The sequence below is a fragment of the Pseudomonas sp. IT-93MI4 genome, assembly GCF_949767635.1.
Classification (GTDB): domain Bacteria; phylum Pseudomonadota; class Gammaproteobacteria; order Pseudomonadales; family Pseudomonadaceae; genus Aquipseudomonas; species Aquipseudomonas putida_A.
Genome location: NZ_CATKPP010000001.1, coordinates 115,267 through 141,859, shown reverse-complemented (window position 1 = coordinate 141,859; position 26,593 = coordinate 115,267). Strand labels below are relative to the sequence as shown.

The window sequence follows — 26,593 nt, the reverse complement described above, 5'->3', positions numbered from 1 at the left end:
GGCTCGTAGTCGAACACCGTGCCGAAACCGGCGTGGAGGCAGAACAGCGGCGCCACGCCCTTGACCTCGGCGTTCATCGCCAGCAACCCGGAGGCTTTTTCCGCCGTGCCCTGAACGCTCGCTACCAGTTCGCCGATGCTCGGTTTCTGCATCAGATCGCGCAGTTTCAGGCTCAGGCCCTGAGCCTTGAGCACACGGCTGCGGGCCACCACTTGCAGGCTGAGGATCGAGTCGCCACCCAGTTCGAAGAAGTTATCGGTGAGCCCGACACGTTCGATTTTCAGCACCTCCTGCCAGATCTTCGCCAGGGCTTTTTCCAGCTCGGTGCGCGGCTCGACGTAGGCCAGGCGCTGTTCGGCGTCCGGATTCGGCAGGGCCTTGCGGTCGAGTTTGCCGTTCGGCGTCAGCGGCATGCGCTCAAGCACCATCAGGTGTGCCGGCACCATGTAATCCGGCAGGCTGGCCTTGAGTTGCTCGCGCAGACGCTCGCCCAAACCGTCGGCCGGCGTCTCGGCAGCGGCCAGTACGTAGCCGAGCAGTTGCTTGCCGCTGACACCCTCGCGGGCCACCACGGCGGCGTCACGCACGCCCGGCTGCTGCTTGAGGCGCGCTTCGATTTCACCCAGCTCGATGCGGAAACCACGGATTTTCACCTGATGGTCGATCCGCCCGAGGTAATCGACGGTGCCGTCGGCACGCTGGCGCACCAGGTCGCCGGTGCGGTACAGGCGACTGCCATCGGCGCTGAACGGGTTGGCGACGAAACGTTCGGCGGTGCCACCGGCACGCCCCAGATAACCGCGCGCCAACGCACCACCCAAGTACAGCTCACCAGCGATGCCGGCCGGCAGCGGGTTGAGGTCGCTGTCGAGCACATAACCGCTACGCTCGCCGACCACGCTGCCGATCGGCGCATAGGCCGCGCCGCATTGATCGTCGACCGCGGCCTTCCAGATCAACGGCGTGACCACCGTTTCGGTCGGGCCATAGCCGTTGATGATGTACTGCGGTTGCAGTGCGCGTTTGGCCAGTTCGAAACTCGCCACCGGCACCGCATCCCCGCCGAAGCAGTAGATCCGTACCGGCGGCGGATTGCCGTGCTGCTCAGCGTGTTCAGCCAGTTGTTGCAGATACACCGGCGGGAACGCGGCCACAGTCACGCCATGCTGATGCAGGGCGTCGAAGGTTTGTTCGGCCGTCCACAGGCTGTCGTCACGAATCAGCAAACGGGCGCCGTGCGTCAGGGTGGTCAGCCAGCGCTCATGCGCGCCGTCGAAGGCGAACGACATGAAGTGCAACTCGCAATCGGCTGCGCTCATTTCGTAACGCTGACCGATCGCCTGGCAGTGCATCGCCAGCGGCCCGTGCGCCACGCCGACACCTTTCGGTTGACCGGTGGAGCCGGAGGTGTAGATCACGTAGGCCAGGTTGCCCGGCTGCACCGCGACCTGCGGCGCCGAATCCGGCTGAGTGCGCAGGTCCAGTTGATCGAGTTCCAGCACATGCAGGTTGGCCTGGGTCGGCAGCACCTGACGCAGACTCGAATCGCTGAGCAGCAAGGCGATGCCCGAATCGTGCATCAGATAACTCAAGCGCTCGCGCGGATAAGTCGCGTCCAGCGGCACGTAGGCCCCCCCGGCCTTGAGCACCGCCAACAGCGCGACGATCATGTTTTCGCTGCGTGGCAGGGCCACACCGACCCGCACTTCCGGACCGACACCTTCGGCGATCAGCGCATGCGCCAGACGATTGGCCCGCGCTTCGATCTGGCCGTAGCTGAAGGCTTGCTCATTGAAGATCACTGCGGTTTGTTCGGCACGCTGCGCGGCCCACCCGGCAATGCGCTGGTGCACCAGCGTGGTCTGCGCTTGCGCGACAACGTGCGGCGCGGGCGCGACTTGCCCGGTCGGCAGACCGATGCGTCCCAGCGCCTGCCCGGCGTCCTGAACCAGTGCGGTGAGCAGGCCTTCCATGTTGCTGCGGATGCCTTCCACAGTCGCCAGATCAAAATGTTCGCGCAGGAACATGTACTCGATCACCAACCCGTCTTCGAGGGTGACCATCAGGTCCATCGGGAAGTTGGTCAGGCCCGAGTTATTGATCTCGCCAAACTTCAGCGAATCATCGCGCCACTCGCGCAGCGCCTGATCGATCGGGTGGTTTTCGAACACGATGATGCTGTCGAACAGCGACTGCCCGGCACGCCCGCCCCAACGCTGGACGTCGGTCAGCGGGGTGTACTCGCGCTCGCGCAGTTCCAGGTTGAAATCCTGCAACTCGCGCAACCAGGCGCCCACGGCCTGCTCGGCCGGCACGTCCTTGATCACCGGCAAGGTGTTGATGAACAGGCCGAGGATCGATTCCGACGCCGGCAGACTCGCCGGACGCCCCGCCACCGTGGCGCCGAACGCCACGCAACGCTGCCCACTGTACCGGCTCAGCAGCACCAGCCACGCGCCCTGCACCAAGGTGTTGAGGGTGACCTGCTGCGACTGGGCAAAGGCTTTCAACTGCTCGGTGCGGGTTGCGCCCAGACGGCTGTACAGCGCCTGGTGACCGCGACCACTGCCGGTGCGCGTCACCGCGTCCGCCAGATAGGTCGGCTCGTCGAGCAGGCTCAGGTGCTGACGCCAGAAACCTTCGCTGGCATTCGCGTCCTGCTGCTGCAGCCAGTTGATGTAACCGCGGTACGGCACCGCGTCGGCCAGTGGTCGCCCTGAATACTGGCTCAGCACCTCACCGATTAACTGCGAACTGCTCCAGCCGTCGATCAGGATGTGATGGTAGGTCCAGATCAGTTGATAGCTGTGCTCGCCGACTTGCACCAGCGTCAGCCGTTGCAGCGGTGGCTGGTCAAGGTCGAAGCCCTTGGCCCGCTCGGCATCCGCCAGGCCTTGCAAGGCTTCGGCCGAATGATCCTGCTCACGCCAGTCGAGCAGACTGAACGGCAACTGCGGATCGGCGAGCACGAATTGCAGCGGCTCGGCCATGTCCTGCCAGAGGAAACCGGTGCGCAGAATGTCGTGGCGACGGCTGACGGTTTCCCACGCGGCTTGCAGACGCAGCGGCTCAAGGCCCTGCACCGGAACGCTCAACTGGTTGACGTACAGGTCCGATTCCGGCGAATTCAGGCCGAGGAACAGCATGCCCTGCTGCATCGGCGACAAGCGATAGAGCCCGTCGAGTTGCCCCGCCGGCAGTGGCAGTTGCGCCACTTGCGCCTCGCTCAAGCCGTGCAGCGGCAGGTCGATCAGCGCCGGGTCCGGCGCCACACGCCCTTCGGCAGCCTGCACGCACAGGGCCAGTTGCTGAATGGTCGGTTGCTGGAACAGGTCTTTCGGGCTCAGCTCCAGCCCTTGCTGACGGGCGCGACTGACCACCTGAATCGAGATGATCGAGTCGCCGCCCAAGGCAAAGAAACTGTCGTGGGTGCTGACCTGTTCAAGGCCGAGCACTTCTTTCCAGATCTCCACCAACATTTGCTCGGTGGCATTCGCCGGTTCGACATGCGACTGCGCGGCGCTGAGTTCCAGTGCCGGCAGGCGCTTGCGGTCGATCTTGCCGTTAGGGGTCAGCGGCAGCTGCGCCAGCCACAGGCGGTGGCTCGGCACCATATAATCCGGCAGGGTCGCACCTAGCCAGTTGCCGAGGGTTTGCTGCAGTTCGGCCTGTTGCTCGACGCTGGCCTCGATGACCGCCGGATCGCTCGGCACCAGATAGGCAATCAGTTGCTGACTGCTCGACACTTCGCTGGCCACGACCACCGCTTCACGCACGGCGGCATGCGCCTGCAGACGCGCTTCGATTTCGCCCAGTTCGATACGCAAGCCGCGAATCTTCACCTGATGATCGATCCGGCCCATGTACTCCAGATCGCCTTCTTCGCGCTGACGAATCAGGTCGCCGGTGCGGTACATGCGCTCGCCGTTACCGACGAAAGGATTCGGCACGAAGCGCTCGGCGGTCATCGCCGCACGTCCCAGATAACCGCGCGTGATGCCGGCGCCGGACAGGTACAGCTCGGCCGAAACGCCTTGCGGCACCGCGTGCAGGTCGGCATCCAGCAGATGACTGGCGCTGTGCTCGAGCGCGCGCCCGATCCGTGCCTGACCACCGGCACTGCGGCGGGTCCAGGTCGAATAGGTGGTGTCTTCCGATGGGCCGTACAGGTCGTAGACGTGCTCGACGGTTGACTGCTGATACAGCGCATCGACCAAGGCTTGCTTCAGCGGCTCACCCGCCAGATTGATGATGCGCACGCTTGGCGGAATCTGCCCGGCACGCTGCAGCGCGGCAATCGCCGACGGCACAGTGTTGATCAGACGCACCTGATCGCGAGCCGGCAGTTGCGCAAGCTCCAGTGCATTACGCGCGATGATCAGCGAACCACCGTTGGCCAGCGTGACAAACAGCTCCCAGACCGACAGGTCGAAACACACCGACGTCGAGGCCAGCACGCCTTGGATGTCGTCGCGGCTGTAGACCTTGGCCGACCAGTCGATCAGCGCCATGACGTTGCGATGGGCAATCGCCACGCCTTTCGGTTTGCCGGTGGAGCCGGAGGTGTAGATCACGTAGGCGAGGTTGTTCGGCTGCACTTTGGTGTGTGGTGCAACAGCCGAATAATCGCTCAACGAAAGCTGATCCATCAGCAGCACTTGCGTATCGCCCGGCACGCTCAGGGTCGCGGCAACCGCCTGTTCGGTCAGCAACACCCGCGCCCGGCTGTCCTCCAGCATGTAGGCAACGCGATCCGCCGGGTAATCCGGGTCCAGCGGCACGTACGCACCGCCAGCCTTGAGCACCGCAAGCAAGGCAATCAGCAACTGCTCGGAACGCGGCATCGCCACGCCCACGCGCACTTCCGGGCCGACACCCAGCTCGACCAGTTTGTGCGCCAGACGGTTGGCCTGGGCATCCAGTTCGGCGTAGGTCAGTTGCGTATGGGCGAAGGTCACCGCCAAGGCATCCGGGGTCGCCGCCACTTGACGGGCGATGGCTTGATGGATGCACAGATCGGTGGAGAAGTCGGTACTCACCTGCGGGCTGTGCTCGATCAGGTTCAGTTCACTGAGCGAACGCTCCCCTGACTCGCTCATCTGCCCGAGCAAACGCTGCAGATACCCGGCCAGTTGCACCACGCTGTGCGCGGCAAAGCTTTCGCACTGGTAGCTGAAGTGCATCGACAACTCGTCGCTCAAGTGCACCAGCAGCGTCAGCGGGTAGTTGGTCTGCTCATGATTGTGGATTTCACCGAAGCGCAGTTCTTGCGGTGCACCCTGCGCCAGCGCCTCGGACACCGGGTAGTTCTCGAACACCAGAATGTTGTCGAACAGCGCCTCACCATTGCGCTCGGCCCAGCGCTGAATGTCGAACAGCGGGGTGTGCTCATGCTCGCGCAAGGCCAGGTTCTGCGCCTGCACGCTCTGCAACCATTCGCCAACGCTCGATGGCGACTGCGGGCTGGCGATGACCGGCAAGGTGTTGATGAACAGGCCGATCTGCTGCTCGACCCCTTTGAGCTCGGCCGGACGCCCCGCTACCGTCGCGCCGAACGCCACGCACGGCTGGCCGGTCAGGCGCTGCAACAGCAGCAGCCATGCCGCCTGAATCAGCGTGTTGAGGGTGACTTTCTGCTGGCGCGCAAACTCGCCCAGACGCCGCGTCTGCTCAGCATCGAGTACGCAGAAATGTTCACCGTGGCCGTCGCGCGGTGCATCGCCGCGCTGCGCCTGCAACGCTTGCGCCAGCAAGGTCGGCGCTTGCAGGTCAGCCAGTTGTGCGGTCCAGTAACGCTCGCTGGCCTGCACGTCCTGGCGCTGCAGCCATTCGATGTAATCGCGATAACGTCCGGCCAGTGGCGGCTGGGCAACCCCGCTGTAGCGCTGCAGGACTTCGCCAAGCAACTGCGAGTTGCTCCAGCCGTCCATCAGGATGTGGTGGTTGGTGTAGATCAAGTGGCAGCGCTGCTCGTCCAGACGCACCACGACCATGCGCAATAGCGGCCCCTGGCTCAGGTCGAAACCTTGCGCCTGTTCGGCAGCCGCCAGTGCATTCAGATCGCTGTGGCAATCGTCACGATCACGCCAGTCGAAGATGCGGAACGGCATGTCCAGTTGCTTGTGCACCACTTGCACCGGACGCGCCAGTTCACCCTGCCAGACAAAACTGCTGCGCAGGATGTCGTGGTTGTCCACCGCCGCTTGCCAGGCCTGCTGGAAGCGTTGCGGATCGAGGCCTTCGACATCGAGCCGGACCTGGTTGATGTAATCGCCGGTGGCCTGCTCGTAGAGGCTGTGGAACAACATGCCCTGCTGCATCGCCGACAGCGGATACACATCGGCGACCTGGCGTGGCGCCAGCGGAAACTGATCGAGCTGCGCCTGCGTCAGGCCGGCCAACGGGAAGTCCGACGGGGTCAGGCCTTCGATGCCCGGGGTCAGGCAATGGCCGATCAACGCTGCGAGTTCTGCAGCGTAATCTTCGGCCAGGGCTTCAATCACCGCGCTGTCGAAACGCTCGCGGCTGAACGTCCAGCCCACCCGCAGCTCGCCGCCATACACTTGACCGTTGAGAGTCAGCCAGTTGCCCAGCGGCGCCTCCGGGCTCTGATCGAGGCCGGCGTTATCCGGCGACGGCACGAACAGCGCAGCGTCATCGCCGGCGAAACTGCCGTCGAACTGCCCGAGGTAGTTGAAGGTGATGCGCGGGCTCGGCAAGGCCTGCAGGCTCTGTTGCGCGCGGGCATCACCGAGGTAACGCAAGGCGCCGAAACCGATGCCCTTGTTGGGGATCGAGCGCAGTTGTTCCTTGATCTGCTTGATCGACTCGCCAAGCGTCTCTGCCGGCGTCAGGCGCACCGGGAACAGGCTGGTGAACCAGCCCACCGTGCGGGTCAGATCGACACCGTCGAACAGTTCTTCGCGGCCATGGCCTTCGAGCTGGATCAGCGTCGACGCCTGCCCGCTCCAACGGCCGATGACCCGCGCCAGCGCAGTCAGCAACAGATCGTTGACCTGAGTACGGTACGCCGCCGGGGCCTCTTGCAGCAGTTGGCGGGTCAGCTCGGCGCCGAGCCGGGTTTGTACGGTCTGGGCCAGACGATTGTCCTGACTGGCGTCAACGCGTTTGCACGGCAGATCGGTACTTACATCGCTCAGGCAGGCCTGCCAATAATCCAGTTCGGCCTGCAACGCCGGGCTGTTGGCGTAACGCTGCAAATGCTCGCCCCAGTCCTTGAAGGCGCTGGTCCGGGACGGCAGGCTCAACGGCTGATCATTCAGCAATTGCTGATAAGCGTTTTGCAGGTCTTCCAGCAGAATCCGCCACGACACGCCGTCCACCGCCAGGTGATGAATCACCAACTGCAAACGCTGCGTGCCATCGGCCAGATTCGCCAGTACCGCACGCAGCAACGGCCCGTGTTGCAGATCGAGACTGCGCTGGGCGCGGTTACCCAAGGCTTCAAGGGCGGCGGCATCGGCCACGTCCTCCTGCCAGAGCAGGTTCTGCGGCAGCGCTTCGACCGCGCGGTGCTCGGCCTGCCACACGCCATCGTGCTGAGTGAAGCTCAGGCGCAAGGCATCGTGATGAGCCACCAGTGCGCGCAACACTTGCTCGAGTTTTTCAGCGTCCAGCGCCTGCCGCGGTTGCAGCAGCACCGACTGGTTCCAGTGATGACGCTGCGGAATTTCGTCGGCGAAGAACTGCTGCTGGATCGGCAGCAGCAACGCTGCACCGCTCGCGGCTTGCTGATCAATCGTCGATTCGTCGCCACCCCACTGCGCGACCAGTGCCAGACGCTGTACGGTCTGGTGCTGGAACAGGTCTTTGGGATTGAGGCGAATGCCGGCCTGACGGGCACGGCTGACCACCTGAATCGAGATGATCGAGTCGCCGCCCAATTCGAAGAAGTTGTCGTTGATGCCGACTTGCGGCAGCTTCAGTACGTCTTGCCAGATCGCGGCCAGACCCTGCTCCATCGCGCTTTGCGGCGCCTGATAGGCCTGCTGCGCCTGGCTGGCGTCCGGTGACGGCAAGGCCATGCGGTTGAGTTTGCCGTTGGCGGTCAACGGCAATTGCGCCAGCAGCAACAGGTGCGCCGGAACCATGTGATCCGGCAGATTGGCCTTGAGTTCGGCGCGCACGCTGTCGCGCCACAGCGCCTGTTCGGCCGGGCTTGCGTCGAGCAGCGCGGCGTCGCCTGGCACCAGATACGCCACCAGTTGCTGACCGCTGAGGCCCGGCTGCGCCAGCACCACGGCCTGGCGCACGGCAGCCTGTTCCAGCAGTTGCGCTTCGATCTCGCCAAGTTCGATACGGAAACCGCGAATTTTCACCTGATGGTCGATCCGGCCGATGTATTCGATCACGCCGTCGGCGCGATAGCGCGCCAGGTCACCGGTACGGTAAAGACGCCCGCCATCGGCGGCGAACGGGTCGGGAATAAAGCGCAGGCTGGTCAGATCCGCACGGTTCAGGTAACCACGAGCCAGGCCGGCACGACCGACGTACAGCTCACCGATGCAGCCTTTGGCGACCGGATTCAGATCACCGTCGAGCAAGTACCAGGACAGGTCCGGGATCGGCTCGCCGATCGGACTGCTGGCATCACGCTGCAAGTCGGCCAGCGAAATCGGCCGGTAGGTCACGTGCACGGTGGTTTCGGTGATGCCGTACATGTTGATCAGTTGCGGTGCCTGATCGCCGAAACGCTCGAACCACGGACGCAGGCTCTTGACCTCCAGCGCCTCGCCGCCGAACACCACGTAACGCAGCGCCAGTGCTTGCGTCGCGTGTTCGGGGGCACAGGCCACTTGCATCAATTGCTTGAACGCCGACGGCGTCTGGTTCAGAACGGTGACGCCTTCACGGCAGAGCAAGGCGAAGAAATCTTCCGGCGAACGGCTGACCTCGTAAGGCACCACCAGCAGTTTGCCGCCGTACAGCAGCGCGCCGAAAATCTCCCACACCGAGAAATCGAAGGCGTAGGAATGGAACAGGCTCCAGACATCCGTGGCGCCGAAATCGAACCACGCATCAGTGGCCTCGAACAGGCGCAGCACGTTGCGGTGCGCGAGCAAGGTGCCCTTTGGCTGACCGGTCGAACCCGAGGTGTAGATCACGTATGCGAGGTTGTCGGCGCTCATGCGCACTTGCGGATTGCTGTCGCTGTAACCTTCGAGGTCTTCGCGATCCTGATCGAGCATCAGGCTGCGCACCGAGTCTGGCACGGGCAAACGCGCGAGCAGATGACTTTGCGTCAACAGCAGGCCGATGCCGCTGTCGCCGATCATGTAGCTCAGGCGTTCCTCCGGATACGTCGGGTCCAGCGGCACATAGGCACCGCCGGCCTTGAGAATCGCCAGCAGGCCGACCAGCATGTCGAGGCTGCGCTCCACCGCCAGACCGACGCGCACGTCCGGGCCGACACCGCTGGCAATCAGCTTGTGGGCCAACTGGTTGGCGCGGCTGTTGAGTTCGCCGTAACTCAAGGCCTGCCCGGCACAGCTCACGGCAATCGCTTGCGGGGCGCGGGCGGCTTGTTGTTCGATCCGTTGATGCAGGCACTGCTCGCTCGGGAAATCGCGGATGGCCGGGTTCCACTGCTGCAAGGTCGCCGCGCGTTCGGCAGCGTCATGCAGCGGCAGTTCGGCGATGCGCTGAGCGCTGTCGGCAACGATGCCTTGCAGCAGATGGGTCCAGTGTTGCGCCAGACGTTCGATGGTTTCGACGTCGAACAGGTCGGTGGCGTAGGTCAGCTCGGCCCAGACGTTGTCGCTCGATTCAAAGGTGTTCAGGGTCAGGTCGAACTGCGCTGTATTGGACGCCCAAGGCAAGCCTTCAATTGCCAGGTTCGGCAGCCGCGTGGCGCCCTGCGCCTGACGCACCTGGCTCTGGTGGTTGTGCATCACCTGGAACAGCGGGCTGTGGCTGAGGCTGCGCTCCGGTTGCAGCGCGTCGACCAGTTGTTCAAACGGCAGATCCTGATGCGCCTGCGCACCGAGCACCGTATTTTTCACTTGTTGCAGCAGGCTGCGGAACGTCTGCTGACTGTCGAACTCGGCCTTCAGAACCTGGGTGTTGACGAAGAAACCGATCAGGCCTTCGGTCTCGACCCGGTTGCGGTTGGCCACCGGCACTCCGACGCGGATATCGGCCTGACCGCTGTAGCGATGCAGCAAGGTCTGGAACGACGCCAGCAACAGCGCAAACAGCGTGACGTTTTCGCGCTGCGCCAGTTGCTTGAGCGCGGTGGCCAGTTCGCGGCTCAGCGGGATATCGCGACGGGCGCCACGATAGCTCTGCTCGGCTGGACGCGGACGGTCGGTCGGCAACTCCAGCAGCGGTTGATCACCATCGCCGAGTTGTGCGGCCCAGTAGCTCAATTGACGCTCGCGTTCACCGGCGTCCATCCACTGTTTCTGCCACACGGCGTAGTCGGCGTATTGCACCGGCAGCGCCGGCAATTGCACGCTCTGGCCCTGGCTGTAGGCGGCATACAACGCCACCAGCTCATCGACCATGACATTCATCGACCAGCCGTCGGAGACGATGTGATGCAGGGTGATGACCAGCGCGTGGTCATCGGCGGCCAGACGCAGCAGTTTGACCCGCAGCAACGGGCCTTGCTGCAGATTGAACAGGTGCAGGGTTTCGGCGGCAACCAGCGCTTGCAGCGCCGCCTCGTCGAGATCCGCTGCCACCTCCTGTACCTGCAGATGGAGCGTGCCGTGAGCCTGGATCACTTGCAGGGTCTGCCCCTGTTGTTCGACGAAGCAGGTGCGCAGCGATTCGTGGCGTTCGATCAGCGCGTCGAAGCTGCGCTGCAACGCCGGCAGATCCAGCTCACCGCGCAGACGCAGCGCCGCCGGCACGTGATAAGCGGTGCTGGTCGGTTCCAGTTGCCAGAGGAACCACTGACGCTCCTGGGCATAGGACAGCGCTAGCGGTTGCAGGCGTGGCAAGGCAACAATCGGCGGCTCCCGATGCGCCTGATCGACACCCAGCGCGGCGACGAAGTCTTCCAGCGTGCTGTGTTCGAACAACGTGCGCAGCGGCACCTGCACGTTCAGCGTCTGACGCACCCGCGAGACCACTTGCGTGACCAGCAACGAGTGGCCGCCCAGTTCGAAGAAGTTATCGCTCAGGCCCACGCGATCAAGCTTGAGCACCGCCTGCCAGATCTCGGCAACGTTGTGCTGAGTGGCGGTTTGCGGGGCGATGTAAGTCGATTGCAACTGGCTGGCGTCAGGTGCCGGCAAGGCTTTGCGGTCGACTTTGCCGTTCGGCGTCAGTGGCAGTTGCGCGAGGAACAACAGGTGCGCCGGCACCATGTATTCCGGCAGCTCGGCCTTGAGGCTGGCTTTCAATGCGGCGCGCAGTTCGACTTCAGCAATATCGTCGGCGGTCGGCACCACATAGCCGACCAGTTGCGGGCCGTTCGGGCCGTCCTGAGCAACTACGACGGTTTCGCGCACGCTATCGAGGGCGAGCAAACGTGCTTCGATCTCGCCGAGTTCAATCCGGAAACCACGGATTTTCACCTGATGGTCGATTCGCCCGATGTACTCGATCACGCCTTCGGCGCGGTAACGGGTCAGGTCGCCGGTGCGGTACAGACGCGCGCCGGTTTTCGAAAAGGGATCCGGGACAAAACGTTCGGCGGTCAGGCCTGGGCGCTGGAAGTAACCACGCGCGAGGCCGTCGCCGCCGATCAGCAGTTCCCCCGGGGCGCCGAGCGGATTGAGCTCCAGGTCGCTGCCGAGGATGTACAACGCGGTGTTGTCGATCGGCGTGCCGAGGAATGGACGGCTGCTGTCCGCACTCAAGGCGTGCTGCGCCGACCAGATAGTGGTTTCGGTCGGGCCGTAGAGGTTCCACACGCTCGGCGTCAGTGCAAGCATGCGTTGCGCCAGTTCCTGCGGCAGCGCTTCACCGCCACAGAGGAACGTGCGGCCCGCCAGGATTGGCGCCTGTTCATTGTCCAGCAGCATGCGCCAGGTCGAGGGCGTGGCTTGCAGCGCCGTCACGCCATGACGCGCGATCAGTTCGAGCACCGCTTGCGGGTCTTGATGCACATCCTTGCCGGTCAGCACCACACAGGCACCGGCCAGCAATGGGCCGTAGATTTCCAGGCCGAAAATATCGAACGAAAAGGTGGTCAGCGACAGCATGCGATCGGCGGCACAGATGCCCGGCTGCTTGATCATGCTCGCGACAAAGTTGCTCAGCGCCGCGTGGCGCACCATCACGCCTTTCGGTTTGCCGGTAGAACCGGAGGTGTAGATCGTGTAGGCCAGATGCTCGCCATTGACTGCCACGTCCGGCGCGGTCTGTGGATAAGCCGCCAGCCACTCGTGTGGTTGATCCAGCAACAGCGCTTGCACGCCCGGCGGGATCGGCAGCTGCGTCTGCAAATGGCTTTGGGTCAGCAGCAATTGCAGGCCGCTGTCCTCGATCATGTAGGCCAGACGATCCTGCGGATACGCCGGGTCCAGCGGCACATAAGCACCGCCGGCCTTGAGGATCGCCAGCAGGCCGACGATCATTTCCACGCTGCGCTCGACGGCGATACCGACCAGTTGATCCGGGCCGACACCGGCCTCGATCAGCTTGTGCGCCAGTTGACTGGAGCGGGCATCCAGCTCGCCGTAGCTCAGCACGTCTTCGCTGATGATCAGTGCCGTGGCCTGCGGTGTTTGCTGCGCACGCCGGGAGAAATCCTGCTGCACGCATTCGGCTTGCGCAGTGCGGTCGGCGCTGCGCAACCAGTCCTGCAACAGCACGCCGTGTTCGGCGCTTTCCAGCAACGGCAATTCGCCGACGCGCTGGCTCGGCGCGGCGACGATGCCGCGCAGCAGGTTCTGCCAGTGACGCGCCAGACGCTCGACAGTTTCAGCTTTGAACAGATCGGTGGCGTAGGTCAGCTCGGCGGCAAAACCGTCGCTGGACTCGTAGGTATTCAGCGTCAGGTCGAACTGCGCGGTGCGCCCTTCCCACTGCACATCCTCGACACTCAGCTGCGGCAACTGCGCCGCGTTGCGCCCCTGATCACGGCTGGTCTGATGGTTGAACATCACCTGGAACACCGGGCTGTGGCTCAGGCTGCGCTCCGGCTGCAGGGCTTCGATCAGTTGCTCGAACGGCAGATCCTGATGCGCCTGCGCGGCCATCGCCGCCTGCTTGACCTGAGCCAGCAACTGGTTGAACGGCAGTTGCCCGCTGACCTCGGCATTCAGCACCTGCGTGTTGACGAAGAAGCCGATCAGGCCTTCAGTCTCGACCCGATTACGGTTGGCGGTCGGCACTCCGACGCGAATCTGCGCCTGACCGCTGTAGCGATGCAGCAACGCCTGGAACGACGCCAGCAACAGCATGAACAGGCTCGCACCTTCGCGCTGCGCCAGCTGTTTGAGGGCGTCACCGAGGTCAGCCGGCAGGTTCAGCTCCAGCCGCGCACCGCGCAGGCTTTGCACGGCCGGACGCGGGAAATCGATCGGCAGCTCCAGCACCGGCTGCTCGCCGCCCAGGGTCTTGACCCAGTAGGCTAACTGGCGCTCACGCTCGCCCGCTTCCAGCCAGTGGCGCTGCCAGATCGCGTAGTCGGCGTATTGCACTTCCAGTTCCGGCAGGCTCAGCGGCTGCCCGGCGGTGTCGGCGGCGTAATGCTGGATCAGCTCGTTGACCAGGACTTTGATCGACCAGCCATCGGCGATGATGTGGTGCTGGATCAGCACCAGCACATGGTCGTCTTCCGCCACTTCGAGCAGCGCCACCCGCAGCAGCGGGCCCTGCTGCAAATTGAACGGGCGTGCGGTTTCGCTCTCGACGAAGGCCTTGATCGCGGCGTCTTCCCCGGCGGCGTCGAGGCCCTCCGGCAATGGCGTCAGGCTGATGCTCAGCGGCAACTGCGGATGAATCACCTGGCAAAAGCTTTCACCCTGTTCGGCGAAAGTGGTGCGCAAGCTTTCGTGGCGCGCCGCCACCGCGTTGAAGCTGCGCTCCAGCGCCGCCACATCCAGCCGACCCTTGAGGCGCAAGGCGCTGGGGATGTGATACGCGGTGCTGTGCGGGTCCATTTGCCAGAGGAACAGTTGACGTTCCTGAGCGTACGACAGAGGAATCGCCGCAAACCCGGAACGTGTTTCCGGGATCGGCAGGTTGGCCGGAGAGACGCCCTCTTCGAGCATCTTTTCCAGGTACAGCTTACGTTTGTCCAGCGGCAGAGTGATAAAGCGCTTGGCTACCCTCAAAGCAACACTCTTGTCCATCAGACTTCCTCCATATCGTCAAGCAGGGCTTCCAGCTTGCTCAGTTTCTGTTCGTTGATTGCCCCGCCTCCTGTATCGAGTCGAGCGACAAAATCGCTCAGGACGGGGTGCTGGAATAACAGTTGCGGGGTCAGCGTCAGGCCCAGTTCAAGAGCCATGCGCGACACCACGTTGACCGCCAGCAGCGAGTGCCCGCCGAGTTCGAAGAAGTGATCGTTCAAGCCGATGCGTTGCACTTCGAGCACTTGCTGCCAGATCGCCGCGACCTGCTGCTCAAGCTCACTGTGCGGCGCGACATACGCGGCCTGCATCTGGCTGGCATCGACCGCCGGCAGGGCCTTGCGGTCGAGTTTGCCGTTGGGGGTCAGTGGCAACTGCTCAAGGAACAGCAGGTGCGCGGGAATCATGTAGTCAGGTAACGAAGACTTGAGGCCAGTCTTTAGTCCCTCGCGCAGTTGCCGCTGCGCGTCCCCGTCGTGCATCTCCAGTGACGGGGCAACCACATACGCCACCAGTTGCGCGCCGGTGTCGCTCTCGACGGCCAGCACCGCCGCCTCGGTGACTGCCGGTTGCGCGAGCAATCGCGCCTCGATCTCCCCCAGTTCGATGCGGAATCCACGAATTTTCACCTGATGGTCGATCCGGCCCATGTACTCCAGCTCGCCCTCCTCGCGCTCTCGAATCAGGTCGCCGGTGCGGTACATGCGCTCGCCGCTGCCGACGAAAGGATTCGGTACGAAGCGCTCGGCGGTCATCGCCGCACGCCCCAGATAACCGCGAGTGATGCCGGCGCCGGACAGGTACAGCTCGGCCGAAACGCCTTGCGGCACCGCGTGCAGGTCGGCATCCAACAGATGGCTGGCGCTGTGCTCGAGCGCGCGCCCGATCCGTGCCTGACCACCGGCACTGCGGCGGGTCCAGGTCGAGTAAGTGGTGTCTTCCGACGGGCCGTACAGGTCGTAGACGTGCTCGACCGTCGACTGCTGATACAGCGCCTCCACCAGCGCTTGTTTCAGCGGCTCACCCGCCAGGTTGATGATGCGCACGCTCGGCGGAATCTGCCCGGCACGCTGCAGCGCGGCAATTGCCGACGGCACGGTGTTGATCAGGCGCACCTGATCGCGGGCCGACAGTTGCGGCAGCTCCAAGGCATTACGGGCGATGATCAGCGAGCCGCCGTTGGCCAACGTGACGAACAGCTCCCACACCGACAGGTCGAAGCACACCGAAGTCGAGGCCAGCACGCCTTGAATGTCCTCGCGGCTGTAGACCTTGGCCGACCAGTCGATCAGCGCCATGACGTTGCGATGGGCAATCGCCACGCCTTTCGGTTTGCCGGTGGAGCCGGAGGTGTAGATCACGTAGGCGAGGTTATCCGGCTGCACCGCAGTCTGTGGTGCAACAGCCGAATAGCTGCCCAGCGACAGCTGATCCAATAGCAGCACTTGGGTATCGCCCGGCACGCTCAGGGTCGCGGCAACCGCCTGTTCGGTGAGCAACACCCGCGCCCGGCTGTCTTCGAGCATGTAAGCCACGCGATCCGCCGGATAGTCCGGGTCGAGCGGCACGTAAGCGCCACCCGCCTTGAGCACCGCGAGCAAGGCAATCAGCAACTGCTCGGAACGCGGCATGGCCACGCCCACGCGCACTTCCGGGCCGACACCCAGCTCGACCAGTTTGTGCGCCAGACGGTTGGCCTGGGCATCCAGTTCGGCGTAGCTCAGTTGCTTATGGGCGAAGGTTACCGCCAAGGCATCCGGGATCGCCGCTACCTGACGGGCGATGGCTTGATGGATGCACTGCTCAGTAACGAAATCGCTGTTCACTTGCGGGCCGTGTTCAATCAGGTTCAGTTCACTGAGCGAACGTTCCCCGCCATCCGCCATCTGGCTCAGCAGACGCTGCAGATGCGCGCCCAACTGCGCCACGCTGGCCGCAGCGAAGCTGTCGCGCTGATAACTGAAATGCACCGACAGTTGCGCGCCCATGTTCACCAGCAGGGTCAGCGGATAGTTGGTCTGCTCCTGATTGGCCACCGCGCCGAAGCGCAGACCTTGCGGCGCACCGCGTTCCAGTGCTTCGCCGATCGGGTAGTTCTCGAACACCATCAGGCTGTCGAACAGCGCGTCACCGCCCTGCCCGGCCCAGCGCTGAATATCCGCCAGCGGCGTGTGTTCGAACTCGCGCGAGGCGAGGTTCTGCGCCTGCACTGCTTGCAGCCAGGCGATCACGCTCTGCTGCGCGGACGGCGCAGCGATCACCGGCAGCGTGTTGATGAACAGGCCGATCTGCGCTTCGGCACCCGGCAGATCCGCCGGGCGCCCGGCGACGGTGGCACCAAACGCCACGCAATCCTTGCCGGTGTAGCGCTGCAACAGCAGCAGCCACGCCGCTTGCACCACGGTGTTGACGGTGACTTTCGCGGCCCGGGCAAACTCGCCCAGGCGCTGGCTCAGCTCAGCGTCCAGCACCTGGTAATGATCGCCATAACCCACGCTCGGCAAACCGGCCTGCGGCCGCGCGATGGCATTGGCCAGGCGCGTCGGTTCCTGCAGATTGCCCAGCGTCGCCAACCAGTAGGCTTCAGCCGCCGCGCCATCCTGACGTTGCAGCCAGGCGATGTAATCGCGGTAGCGACCCGCGCCACGGGCGACCGCTTCGCCGCTGTAGTGCTGCAACACTTCGCCGAGCAACTGCGCGCTGCTCCAGCCGTCCATCAGGATGTGATGGTTGGTGTAGATCAGGTGATAACGCTCGGCTGCGGTGCGCACCAGCACCAGGCGCATCAGCGGCGCACAACTCAGGTCCAGACCCAGGGCGCGCTCCTCATCGGCGAGGGTTTGCAGCGCTGCCTCCAGATCAATCCTGCCATGCCAGTCGAGCACGCTGAACGGCACCTCGACCTGACGCTGCACCACTTGCACAGGTTGCGGTAGATCGCCTTGCCAGAAGAAGCCGCTGCGCAGGATGTCATGTGCATCCACCACCGCCTGCCACGCTGCGCGGAAGCGTTGCGGATCGACGCCGTCGACGTCCAGGCGCATCTGGTTGATGTAGTCGCCGTTGCCGTGTTCGAGCAAGGTGTGGAACAGCATGCCCTGCTGCATCGGCGACAGCGGATAGATGTCGTCGATGCCTTGCGGCTCCAGCACCAGCGCATCCAGTTGCGCTTGCGACAGTTGCGCCAGCGGGAAGTCCGACGGCGTCACGCCACGGTTGGCACTGTCGCAGCAGTGGCCGATCAGCGTGGTCAGTTCCTGCACATAGTCGTCGGCCAGACGCTGGATGGTGGCGGTGTCGAACATCGCGCCGCTGTAGGTCCAGCTCAGGTCCAGCTCACCGCCGAACACCTTGCTGTTGAGCGCCAGCGGATTGCCCAGCGGCCCTTGCAGATTGACCTCTGCGCCGCCGGACTCGCTGGTCGGCACGAACAGAGCATCGCTGGCAGCGTCGAAGCTGCCGTCGAACTGGCCGAGGTAGTTGAAGGTCAGGCGCGGCGCTGGCAAGGCTTGCAGGGTGGCACGCGCCGGCTCATCACCAAGGTGCGCGAGTGCGCCGAAGCCGATGCCCTTGTGGGGGATCGCCCGCAGCTGTTCCTTGATCTGCTTGAGCGACGCGCCGAGTTCCGCAGCCGGCGCCAGGCGTGCCGGGAATACGCTGGTGAACCAGCCCACGGTGCGGGTCAGATCGATGTGTTCGAACAGGTCTTCGCGACCATGGCCCTCAAGCAATACCAACGCATTGTCGTCACCGGTCCAGCGCACCAGCACCCGCGCCAGCGCGGTCAGCAACAGGTCGTTGACCTGGGTGCGATAGGCCGCCGGAGCTTCCTGCAGCAGCTGGCGGGTCAGGGTCTGATCGAGTTTGCTGCGCAGGGTCAGTGCCTGATCGTGTTGCTGACCACCCTGCGGCCGGTCGTAAGGCAAGGCCGCCGAAGCGCCCTGCAACTGCTGCTGCCAGAAGCCCAGTTCGGCCTGCAACGCAGGCGTTTTGGCGTAGTCCTGCAACGCTGCCGCCCAGGCTTTGACCGCACTGGTCTTGGCCGGCAACTGCACGGCGTTACCGGCGAGAATCTGCCGGTAAGCACGTTGCAAATCTTCGAACAGAATCCGCCACGACACGCCATCGACCACCAGGTGATGGACGATCAGCAGCAGGCGCTGACTGCCATCAGCCAGGTTCGCCAGCACCGCGCGGATCAGCGAACCGCCGCTCAGTTGCAGACTGCGCTGGGCCTTGTCGCCCAGTGCCTCAAGGGCGGCGAGATCAGCGACCTCGACTTGCCAGAGAATGGTTTCCCCCGCTTGCATGGCGACGTCGCGGTAGTGCGCCGACCAACCCGCGGCCTGCTCGACAAAGTCCAGACGCAAACTGTCGTGCTGCACGACCAACGCATCCAGCGCTTGCTCCAGTACCTGAGCATCCAGTGCCTGCGTCGGCTTGAGCATCACCGACTGGTTCCAGTGGTGACGGTCGGGAATCGCTTCGGCGAAGAATGCCTGATGAATCGGCAGCAGCGCGGTTTCGCCGGTTTGCGCATGCTGATCGATGGGCTGCACCGCCTCGCCAGTCTGCGCGACTGTAGCGAGGGCCTGAATGGTCTGGTGCTGGAACAGGTCTTTGGGGCTGAAGCGAATCCCGGCCTGCCGTGCCCGGCTGACCACTTGAATCGAGATGATCGAATCGCCGCCCAGTTCGAAGAAGTTGTCGCTAACACCGACTTGCTCAAGTTTGAGTACGTCCTGCCAGATGGCCGCCAGTTGCTGCTCCAGCGCGCTCTGGGGGGCGACATAGGTTTGCTGCAGTTGGCTGACGTCCGGTTTTGGCAGGTTCTTGCGATCGAGCTTGCCATTCGGCGTCAGCGGCATGCGCTCAAGACGCAGGACATACGCCGGCACCATGTGCGCCGGCAGGCTGGCCTTGAGCTGCGCGCGCAGGTCGTCGGTGAACTCGGCACTCGCTGAATCGCCGACCACGTAAGCCACCAGACGCTTGCCACTGCCGGCGCTGCCTTCCTGCGCCACGACCACCGCTTCACGCACGCCGTCGAGGGCTTGCAGCGCCGCTTCGACTTCGCCCAGTTCGATACGGAAACCGCGAATCTTCACCTGATTGTCGATGCGATCCAGATAGTCGAACGTGCCGTCGACACGCTGGCGCACCAGGTCGCCGGTGCGATAGAGCAAGCCGCCATTTGCGCTGAACGGGTCGGCGACAAAACGCTCGGCGGTCAGCCCCGGACGGTTCAGATAACCCCGCGCCAAACCGGTGCCACCGAGGTACAACTCCCCGGCCATACCTTGTGGCAACAGGTTCAGATCGGCGTCGAGCACATAGGCGCTGCGGTCGCCGATCCGGCTGCCGATCGGCGCGTAAACGGCGCCGCACGGTTCTTCACGGCCAGCCTTCCAGATCAACGGCGTGACCACGGTTTCGGTTGGGCCGTAGCCGTTGATGATGTAGTCCGGATCGAGCGCGCGTTTGACCCGCTCGAAACTGGCGTTTGGCACCGCATCGCCACCGAAGCAATAGATCCGCACCTTCGGCGGGTTGCCGACACGCTCGGCGTGTTCGGCCAGTTGTTGCAGGTATACCGGCGGGAACGCGACCACGCTCACGCGGTGTTCGATCATCGCGTTATAGGTCTGCTCCGGCGTCCACAGCGTGTCGTCGCGAATCAGCAGCGAAGCCCCGTGGGTCAGGCTGGTCAGCCAGCGTTCGTGGGCGCCGTCGAAGGCGAACGACATGAAGTGGAATTCGCAGTCGCTGTCGCGCATTTCGTAGCGCTGACCGATGGCCTGGCAATGCATCGCCAGTGGGCCATGGGCCACGCTGACGCCTTTCGGATTGCCGGTGGAACCGGAGGTGTAGATCACGTACGCGAGGTTATGCGGATCGACTGGCACCTGAGGCGCCGAGATCGGCAACTGGCGCAGGTCGAGACGATCCAGTTCCAGCAATGGCACCGACTCGTCGACCGGCAATTGCGCCGATACCGACGAATCGCTGATCAGCAGCGCCAGCCCTGAATCTTCGATCAGATAGGCCAGGCGTTCACGCGGATAACTGGTATCCAGCGGCACATACGCACCGCCGGCCTTGAGCACCGCCAGCAGCGCGACGATCACCGCCTCGCTGCGTGGCAGGGCCACGCCGACCCGGGTCTCGGCGCCGACACCACGGGCGATCAGCGCGTGGGCCAGTTGATTGGCACGCTGCTCGATCTCGCCATAACTGAAATGCTGACCGTTGAAGATCACCGCGGTGCGCTGCGGACGCTCGGCCGCCAGCGCAGCAATGCGCTGATGCACAGCGATGTCCAGCGGGTATGGCTGCGGCTGGTTTTCGGCTTGCTGGCGGGCATGCTCTTGCGCGCTGGCCAGAGCGATCTCACCGAGGTTGCGTTCGGCCGACACGGCGAATTGCTCAAGCAATTGCAGCAGGTGGGCACTGATGCCTTCGATCACCTCACCGGCAAACTGGCTGCGGTCGAAGCTGTAGTGCAACGCCAGTTGCTGACCGAGGGTGACCGCCACGCTCAGGGCGTAGTGGGTCTGCTCCAGGTTGCCGACATCACCGAACTGCAGGCCCTGCCCGGCCTGGCTCAGCGCCTGGGCGACCGGGTAGTTTTCGAACACCAGAATGTTGTCGAACAGCGCCTCACCGCCCTGCCCGGCCCAGCGCTGGATATCCGCCAGCGGCGTGTGTTCGAAGTCGCGCAGGCTGAGGTTTTGCGCCTGCACCGTTTGCAGCCACTGGCCCACGCATTGATCCGGACGCGGCGTGCCGATCACCGGCAAGGTGTTGATGAACAGGCCGACCTGCTGCTCGATGCCCGGCAAATCCGCCGGGCGCCCGGCCACGGTCGCACCGAACGCCACCGCTTCGTGACCGGTGTAGCGTTGCAGCAACAGCAGCCACGCAGCTTGCACGAGGGTATTGACGGTGACTTTCTGCTGGCGGGCAAACGCTTCCAGCGCCTGGGTGCGCGGCACGTCCAGCGTCAGGTAATGGTCACCGTGGCCGCTGTCGCCTTCGCCGCCGGTGGCGGCGCGAGCCAGTCGGGTCGGCTCTTGCAGCGCGGCCAACTGAACGCTCCAGAAGTCCTGACTGAGTTGCGCGTCCTGACGCTGCAGCCAGGCGATGTAGTCGCGATAACGTCCGCCACCATGGGCCGGGGTGCGACCGCTGTAGCGCTGCAAGACTTCGCCGAGCAACTGCGAGTTGCTCCAGCCGTCCATCAGAATGTGGTGATGGGTGTAGATCAGGTGCCATTGCTCGGCAGCGGTCTGCACCAGCACCAGACGCAGCAACGGTGCCTGGCTCAGATCGAATCCTTGCTGACGTTCGGCATCGGCCAGCGCCGCAAGGGCTGCCGGCTGATCGTCGCGCTCGCGCCAGTCGAGGATGCTGAACGGCAACTGCACCTGTTTTTGCACGATCTGCAGCGGTTGCGCCAGTTCGCCTTGCCAGACGAAACCGCTGCGCAGAATGTCCTGCGCAGCGACGGTAGCCTGCCATGCGGCGCGGAAGCGCTCAGGGTCAAGACCTTGCACATCCACGCGCAACTGGTTGATGTACTCACCCGCAGCCTGCTCGTAGAGGGTGTGGAACAGCAAACCCTGCTGCATCGGCGACAGCGGATAGACATCATCGAGCTGACCGGCCGGTACCGGCAGCGCATCCAGTTGCGCCTGGGTCACCCGAGCCAGCGGGAAGTCCGACGGCGTCGCTTGCGCAATGGGTAGCGTGCAGCAATGTTCGATCAACGCCTGCAATTCGATGGCGTATTGATCGACCAGGTGCTGCACCGTGGCGCTGTCGAACATCTCGCGGCTGAAGCCCCAGCTCATCGACAGTTCGCCGCCATACACCTGACCTTCCACGGTCAGCCAGTTGCCCAGAGGCGCCGACGGATCCTGCGCCACGCCGCTGGCTTCAACCGACGGCACGAACAGCGCCGCCTCGTCGAACTGGCGGTCGAACTGGCCGAGGTAGTTGAAGGTGATGCGCGGTTGCGGCAGCGAGGCCAGTTCGGCGCGCACCGACGGCGCGGCCAAATGCCGTAGCACGCCGTAACCCAGACCTTTGTCCGGCACCGCGCGCAGTTGCTCCTTGATCGCCTTGATCGAGCCGTCGAGATCAGCGCTGGCGGTCAGGTTGACCGCGAACAGACTGGTGAACCAGCCCACGGTGCGGGTCAGGTCAATGTCATCGAACAGATCTTCGCGGCCATGCCCTTCCAGTTCGATCAACGTGCCCGGCTGCTGGCTCCAGCGGCTGATGGTGCGCGCCAGTGCGGTGAGCAACAGATCGTTGACCTGGGTGCGATAGGCGGCGGGCGCCTGTTGCAGCAACTGGCGGGTGCGCTCGGCGTCGAGGCGCCATTCGATTTTCTCGCCATGCAGGTTGTGCAGGCTGCCATCCGGGCGGTCGCACGGCAGATCCTTGGCACCCTGATGCTGGGCTTTCCAATAACCCAATTGCTCATCGAAACGCGACGCATCCTGCGCCAGACGCGCCGTCCAGCTCTGGAACGCGCTGGTCTTGGCCGGCAACTGAATGCCGCCACCCGCCGCCAGTTGCTCGTAAGCCTGCTGCAGATCTTCCAGCAGCACCCGCCAGGAAACGCCATCGACCGCCAGGTGATGAATGATCAGCGCCAGTCGTTGCGAGCCGTCGGCCATGGTCACCAGCAACGCGCGCAGCAGCGGGCCGTTTTGCAGGTCGAGGCTGCGCTGAGCTTCGTTGCATAGCGCCTGCAACTGTTCGGCAGATTCGGCATCGCGTTGCCACAGCTCAGCGCCCGTCAGCAGCGGGCCGTGGCTTTGCTGCCAGCCTTCGCTGCCTTCGACAAAACGCAGGCGCAAGGCGTCGTGGTGATTGATCAGGTGGGTCAGCGCCGCATCGAGCCATTGTGCGTTCAATGCCTCACGCGGGGTCAGCAGCAACGATTGGTTCCAGTGCTCGCGCACCGGCATCGCGCGGCTGAAGAAATCCTGCTGGATCGGCCCGAGCACGGCGTCGCCGGTCACCGGCCCCTGATCCACCGAAGACAGATGATCGTGGCTCGCGACCAGCGCCAGACTGCGCACGGTCTGGTACTGGAACAGGTCACGCGGGCTGATACGGATCCCGGCCTGTCGCGCACGGCTGACCACTTGAATCGAGATGATCGAATCGCCGCCCAGCTCGAAGAAGTTGTCTTCGAGGCCGACGCGGTCGAGGCCGAGCACAGCTTCCCAGATCGCCGCGAGGGCTTTCTGCATGGCGTCCTGTGGCGCCACGAATGCCTGTTGCGGCGCGGCCTCCGGTTGTGGCAAGGCCTTGCGGTCGAGCTTGCCGTTGGCGGTGACCGGCAATTTGTCGAGGGTGATCAGGTAGGTCGGCACCATGAACTCCGGCAGACTGCCGAGCAGCCACGCCTTGACCTCTTGTTGCCACTGCTCGTCTGCCTGCGGGTTTTCCAGCACCAGATAAGCCACCAGATGCTTGCCGCCCTGCACCAGCACCACCGCCTCACGCACCAGCGAGTGCTGCATCAGGCGGGTTTCGATTTCACCCAACTCAATGCGCAAACCGCGCAACTTGACCTGATGGTCGAGACGCCCGAGGTATTCGATCACGCCGTCGGCACGCTGCCGCACACGGTCGCCGGTGCGGTACAGGCGCGCGCCGTGATGGAACGGGCACGGCACAAAACGTTCGGCCGTCAGCGCCGGGCGCTGGTGATAACTGCGCGCCAGCCCGGCGCCGCCCAGATACAACTCACCGGCGACACCGCTCGGCACCGGCAGCAATTCGGCATCGAGGACATGGGTGCGCAGGTTGGCGATCGGCCGGCCGATCGGCACGCTGTCCGCGCCTTCTTCGACACAGGTCCAGTGAGTGACGTCGATGGCCGCTTCGGTCGGGCCATACAGGTTGTAAAGGCTCGCGTTCGGCAGTTTGGCGAAGACTTGCAGCTGCGCATCCAGCGGCAACGCTTCACCGCTGCAGACAATCCGCTTGAGTCCGCTGCAGCTTTCCACGCCGGCCTCGTGAATGAACGCCTGCAACATCGACGGCACAAAGTGCAGCGTGCTGATGCCGTGGCGGTTGATGCTATCGATCAGTTGCAGCGGATCACGGTGCGCGCCCGGCGCGGCCACCACCAGCCGTGCGCCGGTCAGCAGCGGCCAGAAGAACTCCCACACCGACACGTCGAAACTGAACGGGGTTTTCTGCAGCACCGAATCACTGGCGTCCAGCGCATAGGCTTCCTGCATCCAGCACAAACGGTTGACCAGCGCCGCGTGGCTGTTGCCGGCGCCCTTCGGTTTACCGGTGGAACCCGAGGTGTAAATCACGTACGCCAGGTTCAGCGGATCGACGCTGACGTTGGGACGGCTGTCGCTGTAACGGTCGAGCAGCCCCGGCTGATCCAGGGTGATGACGTTTACGCCGTCAGTCGGCAGCGCTGCCAGCAGCGCCTGTTGCGTCAGCAGCAAGGTGATGCCGCTGTCCTCGATCATGTAGGCCAGACGCTCCTGCGGGTACTCCGGATCCAGCGGCACGTAGGCGCCGCCGGCCTTGAGAATTGCCAGCAGCGCGACGACCATTTCCACCGAACGCAGAGCGCACACGCCGACCAGACTGTCCGCCTGCACACCTTGTTCGCGCAGCAGATGCGCCAGGCGATTGGCCCGGGCATCCAGTTCGGCGTAACTCAGGGTCTGTTCGCCGAATACCAGTGCCGGTGCCTGCGGCGTGCGCGCGACCTGTGCTTCGATCAACTGGTGAATCGGCGTGTCGCTCGGGTATCGCGCGTGGACGTTGTTCCAGTCGTGCACCAACGTGCGCTGCTCGTCAGCCTCCAGCAGCGGCAACTCACCGATGCGCTGCGACGGATCAGCGACCATCGCCGTCAGCAGGCGCAGCCAGTGCCGCGCCATGCGTTCGATGGTCGGTGCATCGAACAGGTCGCTGGCGTAGGTCAGCGCGGCGTGCAGCTTGCCGCCCTTCTCCCAGGTGTCCAGCGTCAGGTCGAACTGGGTGGTGCGGCTCTGCCAGTCGAGGCTGTCAAGTTGCAGGCCGGATGCGGTGCTAATGGTGGCGATATCGGCGACGTGCGGCTGATGGTTGTACATCACCTGGAACAGTGGCGTGTGGCTGAGGCTGCGTTCCAGCTTCAGCGCTTCGACCAGTTGCTCGAACGGCAGATCCTGATGCGCTTGGGCACCGAGCGCGGTTTCCTTGACCGCCCGCAGCAGTTCATCGACCCGAGTCTGTCCGTGCAGCTGCGTGCGCAGCACCTGGGTATTGACGAAGAAGCCGATCAGGCCTTCGATCTCGCCGCGATTGCGGTTGGCGATCGGCACGCCGACCCGCAGGTCGGTCTGCCCGGTGTAACGGTGCAGCAGCGCATTGAAGGCGCCGAGCAGGAACATGAATAAAGTGACTTGATGCTGTTGCGCAGTGCTGCGCAGTTGCTCGGCGAGTTGGCCGTCGACCGCAAACTCGTAACGAGTGCCGCGATAGCTCGGCATCGCCGGGCGCGAATGATCCAGTGGCAGCTCCAGCACCGGGTGTTCGTCGCCCAGTTGCGCCTGCCAATAGTCGAGCTGGCGCGCCTGTTCACCGGCCTCCAGCCAGCGGCGTTGCCACAGCGAATAGTCGCTGTACTGGATCGGCAGTGGCGGCAATTGCGGTGCCTGACCGGCGTCGAAGGCGTCGTAGCAACGGATGAATTCGTCGATCAACACGTTCATCGACCAGCCATCGGAGACGATGTGGTGCAGGGTCAGCAGCAGCACGTGTTCCTGCTCGGCAAGCTTGAGCAAGGTCACCCGCAGCAACGGGCCGACCGCCAGATCAAATGGCAACACCGACTGCTGTTCGGCGGCACGGATCACCGCCTGCTCGCGCTCGCTGGCCGGCAGTGCGCTGAAGTCTTCCCGGTTAATCAGCAGCGGCGCGGTGGCTGGCACTTGCAGGAGGCTGTCATCGGCCTGGCGCTGGAACACCGTGCGCAGGGTTTCGTGGCGCTCCACCAGACTGGCGAAAGCTTGCTCCAGCGCCGACTGGTTCAGTCGACCATTGAGTCGCACCGCACCGGGCAGGTTGTAGGCGCCGCTCTGCGGATCGAGTTGCCACAGGAACCACATGCGTCGCTGCGCGTAAGACAGCGCCTGACGATCCTCGGCTGCGATGCCGGCCGGTATCGGGAACCGCGCGAAATCCACGCCCTCCTTGTGCAGGGCCGCGAGGAACATCTGGCGCTTTTCCAGGGGCAACCCGATAAACCGGCGAGCAAGTTTCAAGGAGTCTTCAGCATTCAT

Annotated in this window: 2 protein-coding genes (1 of these 2 cut by a window edge); both read right to left on the bottom strand. The window is 64.1% G+C overall.

All coding sequences use genetic code 11. The annotated features are described in order from the left end of the window. A protein-coding gene (locus ACM6I7_RS00480) for a non-ribosomal peptide synthase/polyketide synthase (protein WP_414887750.1) crosses the window boundary here: on the bottom strand, positions 1-14,273 show its 5' portion. Its footprint begins 724 nt before the window's first position; only the first 14,273 of its 14,997 coding nucleotides appear in the window; the start codon lies at positions 14,271-14,273; its stop codon lies beyond the left edge, outside the window. Next, positions 14,273-26,593 (bottom strand): non-ribosomal peptide synthase/polyketide synthase, encoded by a 12,321-nt coding sequence (locus ACM6I7_RS00475; protein ID WP_414887749.1) that lies wholly within the window; start codon positions 26,591-26,593, stop codon positions 14,273-14,275. Before ACM6I7_RS00475 ends, ACM6I7_RS00480 begins: the two co-directional genes overlap by 1 nt.

What these genes read in the sequence shown, in the direction of transcription:
- ACM6I7_RS00475 (WP_414887749.1), bottom strand. Translation starts at nt 26,593, where the DNA reads ATGAATGCTGAAGACTCCTTGAAACTTGCTCGCCGGTTTATCGGGTTG.